Here is a 13430-nt window from a genome sequence, read left to right as displayed (position 1 = left end):
TTCTTTCATTTATCTTCCAGTGTCTTTTCTATCTCATGAACCCGGGTTCGAACGATTTCTTCCGAAAGATAAACCTGGCTGCACAACGGACACTTCGGCAAATCGACTGATAAGGTATGGCCTTCATAAGCGATGGACACTTTGCTGATCTCGAGCGGAATTTTGCATTGACAACATATTACTTTGGAATCGTTTTCCTTCTCAGCCATCGTCTTTCACATCCTCCACAATCTGCATCCGGTGACTATACGCGTTCAACACCCTATAATAATCACTCTCCACTTGATACTCGACCCAATACGTAATTAAACCCATCTTCTTATGCGTCAGATAGTTCCCATTTTCGATGATAAGGACATTCTTGCCTGTGTTTTGTGCCGCACGAAGGACTTCCTTAACTTCATCCACCAAAATTAAGTCCCGATCCAATTGTTCCGCCAGTTCTGAACAAATAATTAATTTTATATCTTCAATAGCTTGTTTTTCCTGCATAGCTTCACCCCATAACATGTTCAGAAGTTTTTCCCTTAAACGCCATCTATTTTCCCGCCGTTGGGAATACGATGGCGCTTTCCGCTTTGCCCTTTCCGGATCTTTGGCAAAAAAAAGCACATCGAGCAGATGCCAGGTTGGTTTGCCGTGACGGGCAAAATCGTCGCGACAGTTTACACAATAAGTAACATAGTCTTTATCGCTGTACTGAATACGCTCCAGCGAGATTTCGGATGCCAGTTCCGGATTGACCGTCGCAATTAAACCACCATAACCGCAGCATTGGGTCTTTTCTCTGTTGAGCGGCAATTCCCCCGGGATGATTCCTGACTGTCGCAAAATAAAGCGGGCCGTGTCTTGCATTTCCCTGTCATACCGACTGGCACAGGGATCATGGACCATTAGTTCTTTACCCGATTCCTCTATCCTGAAATTGTCCGATAACTCATTCATTGATAAGCTTTCTTGGATTATTTGCCACAACGATTGGGCAATGATCCCGGGGAAAAATTCCCGGAAGATATTTTGACAGGTTGGACAGGTCAGAATTACCTCCGGTTGACCAAGTTTTTGCCATGTTTGGGTTATTTGGTCGATCTGCTGCTGAAACAACGCGTTCCGACCTGACCACAGTGCCGGCACCCCACAGCATCCCAATAAAAGGCCTACTCCCCCGTCCAGCTTTTCTATCAAATAATCGTAGGTCTTCAACACATAGTCCGGATCGGAAGCCCCCAACTGACAGCCGGGGAAGAACAAATACCGGCTGGAATTCATTCCGGGCTGATGCTTTGCTAAAAAATATTCGGAACCGTTGCTGAAAAGCATATCCCGCAGAGAAAAATCATGGACAGCCATTGGCATAATCCCTCTCTCGACCATAATACGCCGGGCGTTGATCGAAGCCGCCGTCATATCCAATCCCCCGGGGCAAACCTCTTTGCATAAACCACATAAACTGCATGCATTAATCAGACTGGTGGCGCTGCTTTTTCCCATCGCCGGATAGGCATACATATTTTTGCCATAAGTTTTAACCAGGTCATCTGGAAATGCTTTATAACGACGGATATAGGGACAAACATCCCAACATTCAGTACAACTGCACAGCCAGCACCGCGCTGCTTCGTCCGCCGCTTCCTGTTGATTATACCCCGCTGCAGGGTCAGACATTTTTTCTCTAAGTTGCTTGCTTTTGACAACCGGAAGTGTAACATGGGTTTGTGCTGGGTAACACCCCTCCTTCTCCCTGCCGGCAGTGAGCGATGCGTTTTGAAAATATCGTTCGATACTCCGGGCGGCTCTTAAACCGACGGCAATAGCATACACAGGCGAATTCATTGATGCTTTATCCTCTTTGCCTCTGCCGAAAACACCGGGCATGCCGGAAGCGAGACTGACCGGCTCGTAATCCTGGTCAAAGTCTCCGCTTAATTCTATCGCACTATAAAAAATAGCATCCTGATATAGCTCTCCCCGATCCATGATCTTGGTGTTCAAATATATATTTACCCCGGCTTGAAGCGGGATAGTCATTTCCTTTTCAATAATATCGAGCGGAAGGCTTTGAGGATCATACTCCCAAAGACTCCCACCCAATCGGTTATTCTGCTCATATAAGTCAACCTGATATCCTTTGCGAACCAAATCAATGGCACAGGCTAAACCGGATAATCCCCCGCCAATGACAGCGATCCGCTTATTCTTAGGCTGTATTGGATAGCTTCTTTCCTTTTTGACTTTGCCAAAGTCCATACTGGCTTTTTCCAGTGAACGAATAGCTATTGGCTCATCCCAATTGCCTCTCAGGCAATGTTTTTGACATGGCTGATCACAGATACGGCTTAATATTTCAGGAAATAGAACTTGCCGACGATAGAGTTTAGCTGCTTCAGCATACTGTCCTTTTTGAATTGATCCGATAAGAGTTCTCAGATCAACATGTAAAGGACAATGCGTTACACAGCTTGGCATTTCGTTATGAGTGCAGAGTCTTGCCATCTCTTGGATTGCATACGTATCCATTTCCATCGGTTTTCACCCTTTCTCGAAATCGCAGAAGAAACAAGGGGCTGAGGCTGTGGGGCTAGGGGACAAGGGGACGTAGGGGACAAGGGGACGTAGACTTTGTCCCCTACGTCCCCCCTTGTCTCTGCATGTATCCCTTTACTGTACTGTGAACGGTATTATTTTTTAAGTGACTTTAAGCCTGCCAGGACTTTTTCTGGAAGCGCCGGCAGGTCTTTAATCCGTACGCCGGTAGCATTGTTGATAGCGTTAATGATGGCCACATGCGGTGCCGTAAGAGGAATCTCACCGCAACCTGCAGCACCAAATGGGCCGGTAGCTCTTGGGGTCTGGATGTAGTTTACTTCCAGATCATCGGTAATATCATTGATGTACGGGAAACCGCAGGCAACCATGGTTTGATGTTTGGCTGGATCATAAAAATCTTCCGAGAGGGCTAATCCAATCCCCTGAGCTAATCCGCCATACATCTGACCATCGACAGCCAGCTTACTGCCAATTGTTCCAATATCCGTATTTAAGGTCATTTTTAAGACATTGACCTTGCCGGTGTTGGTATTGACTTCTACTTCCGACATAAATACGGCATACATATAGGTTGAGGAAGGACTTCCCTGGCCGTTATCCAAATTATAGGGCGTTGTATGATCCGCATTCGTGAACTTTCCACGATATTTCACAGGGATACCCTCCGCCATCATTTCCTGATAGGTTCTGAAGGATCCATCCGGTTTACGCATGGCGTCCATTAGCTGAGTAGCAGCGTGAAGCGTCGCATTGCCGTTAACAAAGAACAAGCGGCTGGCAGCAGCGGCACCTGTAATCGGGCATTTCGCGGTATCATTCATGACTAAGTTGATCTGTTCCGGCTTGAGGCCTAAGGGCCTTAACGCTTCATAGGCAGCTGTAAGGGTCCCGATCTCAGCACCTTGTCCCTGTTCCTCGTACGTATTATAGACGGTAACGGTGCCATCCGGCATGAGTTCGAGGTCGACTTCACCATTATCACCGTGATCACCTGTCGTATTATAGGTTCCGAGGCTGATGCCGACACCGCGTTTTAATTCCGGTGTGGATTCTGTTATCGCCCGAGCTTGCGCTTCCTGGTATTTTGGACGCATCATATCCATTAATTGCTCCAAGGGATGACAATCGAGTTCATTCCCGCTAGGAGTCGTTGAGCCCGGTCTGTAGATATTTTTGTAGCGGAGTTCAAACGGATCAATACCCATCTTTGCTGCCAGTTCATCCATCAGTGATTCTGAAGCAAATAAGGTTTGCGGTGAGCCATACGCTCTGAACGCCGTCCCAAAGGCATTATTTGTAAATGTCGATTTGACCAGCCCGCGAATATTGGGAATGTGATAACATGACCCGCAGAAACGCGCAGCTTTGGTCGCCAGAAAATCTCCGCCTGCATCATAAGCCCCATGATCAAGGATAATATCATGTTCCATGGCTAAAAGCTTCCCGTCTTTATCCGCCGCCAATTTGCAGTACGTATTCATCGGTGAGCGTTTGCCTGTGTAATAGGTTTGTTGGGCATAATCATAATGCAGAGCCACTGGTTTGCCCGTAATCCATGTGCCAACCGCCATGTAGACTTCCGAATTCGGTGTCAGTTTATAACCAAAGCTGGCACCCACAGGGTTCATAATAATCCTGACCTTCTCTGGCGGAAGCCCTAAGGTTAAGGCAATAACGATTTGCGGAAGAACAACCACCAAACTCTTGGTATGAACGGTTATTCTGCCCTCATCATCCGTATAAGCGAACCCAACCTCTGGCTCTAAAACAAGGTGCGGCTGACGTTGTACATAGAAATCACCCTCGACTACATAAGCCGCCTCATCCATAATGGGGCCGGTTTCTTCCCCTTTGATTACCGGCAGTTCAAAATGAACATTGGGAATGCCAGGATGGATTTCCATCGCATCCGGCGCAGCTGCTTCCGGCCCGCTCATATAGGCCGGCAGTAATTCGTATTCAACCTTAACTTTATCAGCAGCTACCCTGGCTTGTACTTCCGTATCCGCACATACCAGCGCTATTGGATCACCATACTGGAACACCTTTTTATCACAAAGGACCGGACGCTCCTTGCCATCGTTTTTATTTTTGGGCATCGCCATAAATGTAAAGCCCATGACATTCTTGTCGCCTAGATCTTTTGCTGTAATCACTTTATGCACCCCGGGCATTTTCTCGGCCTCGGAGATGTCAATCGATAGGATATTGGCATGGGACACTTTCGCATTGACCATCGCCATATGCAGCGTATCCTCCGGGAGTTTCAAAATAAGGTCATGGCCATAATCACATGTTCCGGTCACTTTCGGTAATCCATCCGGCCTTGGGAATTTGGTTCCAAGCATACTGGTATTTTCGGGAAGCTTAAATGTAAGATCCTCCAAAGCGATCTCTCCGCGTATAAGCTTTGCCGCATCCATTACCGCATCGACGAGCGGCTTATATCCTGTACATCGACAGGCATTGCGGTGTTTTTGAAACCAATCTCTGACCTCCTTACGGGTTGGATTGATATTTTCATCCAACAGCGCTTTTGCGGATACTATAAAACCAGGTGTACAAAATCCACATTGGGCTGCGCCATGATACATCCAGGCAATCTGGAGCGCATGAAGATTATCTGGTGTTCCAATACCTTCAATGGTTACAATATTGGCATTTTCAGGAATAGCTTTCATTTTTTTCACACAGGAACGAACAACTTTCCCATCAATCAAGACCGAACAAGCACCACATTGCCCTGTTCCGCAGCCTAATTTAGTGCCGGTAAGTCCTAATTGGTTCCTAAGGACATTACCCAGAGTTTCTTCCGGGTCGCATACGATTGATTTTCGTATGCCGTTAACGATGACAGAAATAATTTTCAAGCTTAACATTCCTTTCTCTTCTGAGATTTTAATCCCGTTTTTTTACAGAGGTATAAAACTATCTATATGCATGATATGTGCCAATTACATTCGACCAGATTATCCTATATACATTTATACTTAGCACGTGTATAATCCCGCTTATTTTTATTTGTTTAATATCGTTTTATATTTGTCTTTATATTAATAATTGTTTTTGTTTATGTATTTGATAATTGACTTTCATAACTGCAAAACTCTTTCGTTTTCGTAAAATCAACTAACTGCACTGAGAGAAGTAAAGGAGCCAGCCTCCATAGCGGACTTTCACCGCCAAGTTATGCGCCATGCGTGGCGCACCCATATAAAAATGCTATAGTGATCTATAGCATTTTTGATTGATTCGATAGATTATTTCTGTTTAAGATATGTCCTGAACACCGTTTCAAGACTTTTACTTCCCTGCTTCACTGACCTTATTCAGCTTGCGTTGTTTTAATTCTTCAATAATTGCTGGATATTCCTTGTCTAGTTTATAGAACAGCAAAATAATAACAGCAAGCACGTATGCTATGAGCTGCAGCCAGATGAACATGAAGTTAATCATACCCATCGATGCCGCTGACTGAACAGGTGCATTGGCTACATAACCGCCGGCAGCCAGCAGCCAGCCGATAAGGGCACCACCCAGACCGGTACCGCATTTTTGGCCGAAACTTGCCGCACTGTAGGTAAGACCTTCTGACCTTACGCCGGTCTTCCATTCCCCGTACTCAATCGTATCGGCAATAAAAGCATACATCGTCCCGACCAGAGGCGCAAAACCGGCACCTCTGATAAGGGTCGCTATAATTACCGTCGTATAGTTGGTTGGGTTAGTGAGGATAATAACTACTCCGATGGCATATAACACAAAGCCGACAAAAACGCTGTTACGTTTGCCGATCTTCTTCAGCAACCAAGGCATAATAAATATAAATATTACCAGATTAGACAGGAAGTTCATCGTCATAATCGTCCCGACATACATTGGATTCCCCATGACATATTGCGCATAATAAGGCCAGGCAGCCGGCATGGAAAACATCATGAAGGTCAACGTACCGAGGAGAAGCATCATGATCCAATATTTGTTGGCAAAAAGGGCTTTCAACCCCACTTTAACAGGGACTGTCTGTTCCTTGACGGGCTTGATTTTTTCTTTCGTACCCGCGAAACAAATCACAAGGAAGATGACACAAATAATCGCATAGACAACGGCCATCATTTGCCAACCATGTTTGCCGCCTCCGAAAGCATTGACTAACGGCAAAGTGAAGTAACCGGTAGTCATCGCAATTAAAACGCCACCGCCCATTCTCAATATGTTCAAAATGGAGCGGTCATATTGATCGTTCGTAATCAAAGCCATCATTGTATTGTAGGGTTGAGCCAGTGCAGTATATAAAATTACGCTCACTAAAAAGTAGGTGGCAAAAGCATATGCCTGTTTACCTGAAGTACTAAAATCCGGTGCTGTAAAGAGCAGAACCATACCAATGGCCATCGGCACCGCTAACCATAGGATATAGGGCCTGGCTTTTCCCCATTTAGTATTAGTGCGGTCAACAAGTATACCCATACCGATATCAGAAAAAGCATCCATAATACGAATTACAAAATACATGGTGCCAATAAAAGCAGCGGAAATCCCGGCGATATCGGTGTAAAAAAACATCATAAAAGCCTGCAAGGTCGCCCATACCATGTTGCAGCCTGCATCTCCCAAGGCAAAAGAGATTTTCTCCGGCCAGGAAATCCGAATTGTGCCTGAAGTACTCAGAGGTATAGAACCGAGTTCTGGAGTCTGTTTTTCAGTTTCCATTATATTCACCTCTAATTATTTTCTTTTTGAATTAAAGAAATACCTCTTGAAGAAATCCAATCCTTATTCAAGTTAACGGCATGTGATACTTATTCCATTTACGCCATTCGGTCTGCATTCCTCCTTTCACGAGATAACACGATCCTCGTTTTCTGAGTAAGCACCTCCTTTAGAAGATGTATTTTTGTTTAAAAGCACGTACGTATTGTTTAGTAAATTCGTATGCACCTTCCGAATAATTATTCTATTTTGAATATTCCTGCTATTATTTGCATGTTTGAACTGGTTGTTAACAGCACCTTCTGCATTTTATTTATTGCACCAATATGCTGCAGCTATTGACCAGATATTCATGCGTAACAGGGTGACTCATCCCTATGTTGATATCCTATAATGCATGATACGTGCCAATCGGCTTTGATATAGTCCATATGGTTACGTGTGTGAAATAAACGAGTGAATGGCCTATACATTTCCTTTACTCGCTGATTCTACCTGATTTATTAATATGATTTTCATTTAGGCTTTTTCGATATAACTTTCCGCTAATGCAAATCTTTTTCATTTTCGAAAATTACAACTATTATTTTCTTATCAATAAGAAATCAATACGATATTCTATGAATTCAATAATAAAGTATGTCAGCAAGTATGCTATGAAGCGACTGCAAACGAAAACCATGTGTATTCGTTTGCAGTATAAATCGTTACCATTGGATGACAATCACGCGTGTAAATCCCCGCTCTTAACTACAGGATTTTGATCTTCTTTGACCTTGGGAGGAACAGCCAACAAAACTGCTATGGCTCCAATAATCATGATGACAAGTCCAAAGGTAAAAGAGATGACGTAACTCTTCGTTGTATCATAAATGATACCTGCAAGCAGCGGTGCAAAAGCGCCGAAAATCATCTGGGCCGGGAAAATAATACCCATGATCGATGGAAATGTATTGACACCATAATAGTTTCCGACCATGGTTGCTGAACAGACATAGGATGATCCAAAACCCATACCTACCAAGATGGAGAACACGATTGCATTCGCGGAGGATGTTGCTAACATTAAATTCATGAAACCAATGATAAAAACAACCATTCCGCCAAACCAGACAATTCGCGGCTCGATCTTATCGATCACAGTACCTGGCAACAGCCGCCCTAAAACACTGAATAAGGTCATCGTGCCAACTGCCATAGCCGCCACTGCCTTCGGTATTCCCACATCAAATAAATGCAGAATAGAATGGGCAATACACATGGAATAAGTAAACCGAAGCGCCAGCAATGCAATGAGAATAAACCAGATCCGTCTGTCTTTCATGACATCGGACACTTTCACATCCGTCAACGTTTTATATACTTTACTGTCTCTTAGTTTCTTTGCCTGCGGTTCATCACTAATATCTTCTCCGTCAGGAACTTGTCCGATTGCTTCCGGTCTGTTCACCACAAGGACAGCCACCAAAATGATGGTGAGAATACATGTTACGGTAATGAAATGCCAGGCATTACGCCAACTTCCGGTTGTATTAATGATGTAATTCAACACATAACCGGAAATAAATCCGCCGGCACCCGCTCCGGTCAGCGCAATAGACATGGCTAAACCACGCTTTTTCCGAAACCAGTAGGTAATGCCGGATTGAACGGAAAACATGCCGCTTAAGCCGATCCCTACCCCGGAAATCGCACCAAAGGCCACTAAATACTGCCACGGCTTACTGACCACTGTTCCCATAAGTATGGATGACACTGCAACAAAAATTGCCCCGATAATGATCGTAAATCTAATGCCCTTGGCCTTAATCCCTTTACTTACAAAAGGCCCAGAAAAGCCCTGGAACAACATAAACATAGCCGAACCGGCCCCTAAAACGCTTCTGCCAAACCCCATATGAACGATCATGTAACTGTTGACCACCGGCTCACCATAGAGAACCAGTCCTTGCATTAAAAAGTATACACACCAAAGAACACCAACCATTTTCCAGCCGTAAAACTTTCTTGGTCTTATCATGCGCTTTTCTCCTTTCGCCTAAGGCACATTGCTACGACTCGTATCTCATCTTCTATTTCTTCTTAATTAATTAAATTACATATTGCGGGTCATCTGCCGCTGACATGTCAGCAGCAGATGACAGTATCATTGTTTTGATTCAAGTTAATGTTAAGGCAGGTAAACGTTTACCTTGGACCCGATTTCAGTCATTCTTTTCATTAATTCTTCAACTGGGCCGTACTCCATGCACTTGGCGAGACAGTTATGGACACACGCCGGTTTTCTGCCCTCGGCTATACGGTCTGCGCAGAGATCACATATCGAGGTCGGGACTGGAACATAGTTCCACTCGGTTTTGTCATTGCTCATTTTGAACGGGCCAATTTGGGCCAGTTTGATTCCCCATTGATCAAGAGGAATCCCTTTCGCGTTCCGGCAGGCAATTTCACAACTGTGGCAGCCTGTACACCATCCGTAATTTATCAATAAACCATTCTGGGACATTGTGTTACCTCCAGTCACTCAATAAATTTATTATAAAAGACTTAATCATCTAAACCGCTGACCTTGTATACTTTGCAGAGATTGCTCTTATAGTTGGCACCCAAACCCAGCTTTCCGATTTTCTTATGCGGCATAAGCATATTAATATTGGATTTAAAGGTTCCAAACAAGTTAGGCTCTTCTCCGTCTTGTTCCGGATACCACCAACCATGAAGAGCATGAACGACTTTAGGATGAACAGTAGGCTGAACAAGTGCTTTCATACGGCATTTGCCCAGATGATTCTCTACGCCGACCCAGTCTCCGTCTATGATTCCAAGCTCAACAGCGGTATCGGGATGTATTTCAATGGTTGGCCAAGGGGTAATCTGTCTTAAAGACGGGATCTGTCTGTGCTCGGAGTGGAATGACGTAAATTTCCTTCCGCCTGTTGTCAGAACCAATGGATATTCTGCGTATAACTCCGGTGTTTCGTATGGGCTATGTGGCGGTTCTTGGAAATAGGGCAGAGGATCTTCGCCCCAGCTTTCAAATACAGTCGCCTTTAATTCAATAAGACCCGTCAGCGTCTGGAACCCAGGTTCACCGTCTGACCGCAGCAGGCCTTTTTCATATTTCTTATAGATATATTTCTGCTGCTGAACAACTTTATCTTTGAGTTCAGGATAGGTCAGCCCTGTTTTCGGCTCAATTTGTTCGGTAAAGAACTCCGATACTGTTTCCCACGGCCACGCTTTCGGGTTGAGACGTTTTCCCAAATCAAAGCATATCTCCAGGTCGGATTTGCACTCGCCGACACGCTCAATACACTGATTGACAGCACCGACAAAAGAGGCGTTGCGGCCAAAGTGCGGAATAACAACACCATCATGCTCTGCAAACGTTGCGACCGGAAGCACCATATCCGCATAAGCAGAAACGGTTGGCGTCATAAAGACTTCCTGGCTGATCCAGTATTCAATCTTTTTGAAGGCTTCATGCCAGCGTTTTGGAACACAGGCTGCATTGGCAATGGGGTTTTGGCTGTTGGACCATACCATTTTAATCGGATAGGGCTGTTGTTTCTCAAAATAATCCAGCGTATTGTCCGGGCTGCAAGCCATAAGTCCATAGTTAAAGAACGGGAATTCTTTATTGCCGATACGATTCTCATATATTTCTTCCGGAATCTGAACATGGGTATCATAGCGCCATTTGCCCATGAAGCTGGAAGGTTCGGCAAGGGTATTACCGCCAGGAATGTCAAGGTTTCCTGTCAGCGTCATGAGATAAAGGACCCCTTGGATAGCCTGAATACCATTACGGTTCATATCCAGAGCAACGCCCCAGGCAATGCTTGAACTTGAAGCTTTCGCATAGGCGCGGGCGGCATTAACAATGGTTTCTTCCTTGATCCAGCAAATATCTGCAACGCGTCTTGGGCTGTACTCCTGGACTCGCTCTCTGAGTGATTCCAAACCAAAAGTCCATTTCTCAACAAATTCATGATCATAAAGGTCTTCGTTAATGATAACATTCAGCAGGCCCAACGCTAATGCTGCATCGGTTCCGGGACGGAGCTGCAAATGGTACTCGGCACGGGATGTCAGCCAGGTAACCCTCGGATCAACGGCAATAATCTTCGTCCCGCGTTTCATCAAATCGATAATTGCGTGACCAAAAAATCCGTCGGCATTGGATTCCAAGGGACTTTTGCCCCAAATAATGACATACTCGGGAAGTTGATACTCAGGGTTATCATATCTGTCTTCAAAATAGGCAGCATAGTCGATTTCCGGATAACCTGCGCCGAGAACGTATTCAGTCACGGCACAACGCGGTCCGTAACAAGAAAGTCCGCTTAAAACACCGACATTATTGGGTGTCTGCAATACCGCGTAGGATAATGCCGGGAAGTAAAAGGTTGCTTCGCGGCCGGTTCCACCCATCATGGCGATGGATTCAAGTCCGTACTCTTTTTGATAGAATCTGACTTTTTCCTCGATGATGTCGTATGCCTCATCCCAGGTGATCTGTTCCCATTTGTTGACGCCTTTTTTGCCGATACGCTTCATCGGATAAAGGATTCTATCCGGGTGATAGATCGTTTCCGGAAGAGACAGACATCGGACGCAAACGCGTCCCTGAGAAACCGGATGATCCGGGTCGCCCTCGACTTCAACCAATTTACCGTCTTTCACATGCATGATCAGCCCGCAACCGGTTGGATGGCAGCCTGGTGCAGACCAGGCACAGGTCCTTACGGTATAGTCGTTTTCGGAACCTTTTTTGAACTCAGTCGTCATTTTCATATCCTCTCCTTGTATCATTGATCTTGCTCTTCCATAATTTATGGACTTATTATTTAGGCTGCTCAGTCGTTGTACCTTCCACCTGCGTGATATCTGTTCCACAAAAGGGACATGTTTTAGCTATATGACCTTGCTGTTGGGTCAACTTTTTTTGGCAGCCGGGACAAATAATCACTTTTGCTGCTGCTGTCGGTCTGAAACACATAATAATTCCTCCACTTTTCTTTTTGCAGGCTAAACACCATCTGCCTAGACACATTAGATGCAGAAAACATGCCATTTGATTCTGAAACAAAAAATAACCGAATTCGGCATGTTTATAATGGTTGCCTAAATTTTTCAATATCAAATGTGTTATTTTTTTTTCAGATATGGTAAAAAAATCACTATTGTAATTCATTAACATAAAGCACTATATCCTTTCTGATATCTCTGATATCTCCGATAGCGCATAAAAAACGCGGGATGCACATTTTCAGCATTCCGCGTTTTTTATCTATGTCGATTTGGGGACTATACGTTATTGACGAATATAGATCACGCCGATTGTTTTTTGGCCGCAATGGCTGGAAATGACACAGCCTGCATCGGTTGTGATGATCTCTTTCTCAGGGAAACTCATTTCCAGGATACTCTTCAGATAAAGCGCTTCATCCTCACTGCCCAACGAATGCGTAATAAAAATCCGTTCTGAATCGATAGAATCTTTGGCGGTATTTGCTAACATCTTATCGAGCCCTTTTTTCTTATCGCCCCGTACCTTATCCTTCATAAACATTTTCCCACTGTCAACACTAATCATCGGACGAATTTTTAACATACTGCCCATAATGCTCTGGAGAACGTTGCAGCGGCCGCCTTTGTATAAGTACTCCATCGTATCGATGACAAAACTGACCTGGACCTTTGGAACCAGCCGTTGAACTCTGTCAGCGATCTCTTTTGCCTCTAAGCCCTGTAAAGCATATTCGGCTGCCAAAACGACAAGTGACCCGATACCTGTTGATAAATTTTGAGAGTCAACGACAAATATCCTTCCCTCCGGATATTCCTCGGAAGCAAGGACTGCATTTTGATAAGTGGAAGACATGTGCGAGGATATTGTGATCACAATAATATCCTGTCCCTGTTCGACGTACTCGCGATAAACTTCAGAAAAATTAAACGGTGAAGGTGCCGCTGTCTTGGGCAGCATATTTTTTTCCTCGACCAATTTAAAAAGATCCTTAGGAAGTAAATCAACGCCATCCCTATAGCTTTCCCCACCAAAATCAACATGTAAAGGTATCACGCTGATATCATATTTTTGGAGAATGACATCGGAAAGATCATTTGTACTATCTGTGATGATCTTTACTTTTCTCATCCTGAAC

Annotated in this window: 9 protein-coding genes; all 9 read right to left on the bottom strand. The window is 44.5% G+C overall.

Going from position 1 to position 13430, the window contains the following annotated elements:
* Nucleotides 1-5 precede the first annotated feature (5 nt).
* Nucleotides 6-209 carry a DVU_1557 family redox protein gene (locus LPY66_RS09655; RefSeq protein WP_337987858.1) on the bottom strand — a complete coding sequence of 68 codons (204 nt, stop codon included), beginning with the start codon at nucleotides 207-209 and terminating at the stop codon, nucleotides 6-8.
* Nucleotides 202-2523, bottom strand: coding sequence for a pyridine nucleotide-disulfide oxidoreductase/dicluster-binding protein (locus LPY66_RS09650; protein WP_337987857.1), 2322 nt, complete (start codon nucleotides 2521-2523; stop codon nucleotides 202-204). Before LPY66_RS09650 ends, LPY66_RS09655 begins: the two co-directional genes overlap by 8 nt.
* A 155-nt stretch (nucleotides 2524-2678) precedes the next feature.
* Entirely contained in the window at nucleotides 2679-5426 is a 2748-nt protein-coding gene (locus LPY66_RS09645) for a molybdopterin-dependent aldehyde oxidoreductase (RefSeq protein ID WP_337987856.1), read from the bottom strand.
* 424 nt (nucleotides 5427-5850) lie between these two features.
* The gene (locus LPY66_RS09640; RefSeq protein ID WP_337987855.1) at nucleotides 5851-7260 is read right to left on the bottom strand and encodes an MFS transporter; all 1410 of its coding nucleotides are present in this window, start codon (nucleotides 7258-7260) and stop codon (nucleotides 5851-5853) included.
* Nucleotides 7261-7984: 724 nt separating this feature from the next.
* Nucleotides 7985-9280, bottom strand: a complete 1296-nt coding sequence (locus tag LPY66_RS09635) for an MFS transporter (protein ID WP_337987854.1) — start codon at nucleotides 9278-9280, stop codon at nucleotides 7985-7987.
* Between the two features lie 150 nt (nucleotides 9281-9430).
* A complete protein-coding gene (locus tag LPY66_RS09630; RefSeq protein WP_337987853.1) occupies nucleotides 9431-9766 on the bottom strand; it encodes a 4Fe-4S dicluster domain-containing protein in 336 nt (111 codons plus the stop codon).
* A 41-nt stretch (nucleotides 9767-9807) separates the two neighbouring features.
* Nucleotides 9808-12051 carry a molybdopterin-dependent oxidoreductase gene (locus LPY66_RS09625; protein WP_337988059.1) on the bottom strand — a complete coding sequence of 748 codons (2244 nt, stop codon included), beginning with the start codon at nucleotides 12049-12051 and terminating at the stop codon, nucleotides 9808-9810.
* Nucleotides 12052-12106: 55 nt separating this feature from the next.
* The gene (locus LPY66_RS09620; protein WP_337987852.1) at nucleotides 12107-12262 is read right to left on the bottom strand and encodes a hypothetical protein; all 156 of its coding nucleotides are present in this window, start codon (nucleotides 12260-12262) and stop codon (nucleotides 12107-12109) included.
* Nucleotides 12263-12577: 315 nt separating this feature from the next.
* Complete coding sequence (locus LPY66_RS09615; RefSeq protein WP_337987851.1) at nucleotides 12578-13423, bottom strand: DegV family protein; 846 nt, start codon at nucleotides 13421-13423, stop codon at nucleotides 12578-12580.
* Nucleotides 13424-13430 lie beyond the last annotated feature (7 nt).

Source organism: Dehalobacter sp. DCM, assembly GCF_024972775.1.
GTDB lineage: Bacteria > Bacillota > Desulfitobacteriia > Desulfitobacteriales > Syntrophobotulaceae > Dehalobacter.
Note: the sequence above shows the minus strand (reverse complement) of the source record. Positions and strands in the feature narration are given on the sequence as shown.

What these genes read in the sequence shown, in the direction of transcription:
- LPY66_RS09655 (WP_337987858.1), bottom strand. Translation starts at nt 209, where the DNA reads ATGGCTGAGAAGGAAAACGATTCCAAAGTAATATGTTGTCAATGCAAA.
- LPY66_RS09650 (WP_337987857.1), bottom strand. Translation starts at nt 2,523, where the DNA reads ATGGAAATGGATACGTATGCAATCCAAGAGATGGCAAGACTCTGCACT.
- LPY66_RS09645 (WP_337987856.1), bottom strand. Translation starts at nt 5,426, where the DNA reads ATGTTAAGCTTGAAAATTATTTCTGTCATCGTTAACGGCATACGAAAA.
- LPY66_RS09640 (WP_337987855.1), bottom strand. Translation starts at nt 7,260, where the DNA reads ATGGAAACTGAAAAACAGACTCCAGAACTCGGTTCTATACCTCTGAGT.
- LPY66_RS09635 (WP_337987854.1), bottom strand. Translation starts at nt 9,280, where the DNA reads ATGATAAGACCAAGAAAGTTTTACGGCTGGAAAATGGTTGGTGTTCTT.
- LPY66_RS09630 (WP_337987853.1), bottom strand. Translation starts at nt 9,766, where the DNA reads ATGTCCCAGAATGGTTTATTGATAAATTACGGATGGTGTACAGGCTGC.
- LPY66_RS09625 (WP_337988059.1), bottom strand. Translation starts at nt 12,051, where the DNA reads ATGACGACTGAGTTCAAAAAAGGTTCCGAAAACGACTATACCGTAAGG.
- LPY66_RS09620 (WP_337987852.1), bottom strand. Translation starts at nt 12,262, where the DNA reads ATGTGTTTCAGACCGACAGCAGCAGCAAAAGTGATTATTTGTCCCGGC.
- LPY66_RS09615 (WP_337987851.1), bottom strand. Translation starts at nt 13,423, where the DNA reads ATGAGAAAAGTAAAGATCATCACAGATAGTACAAATGATCTTTCCGAT.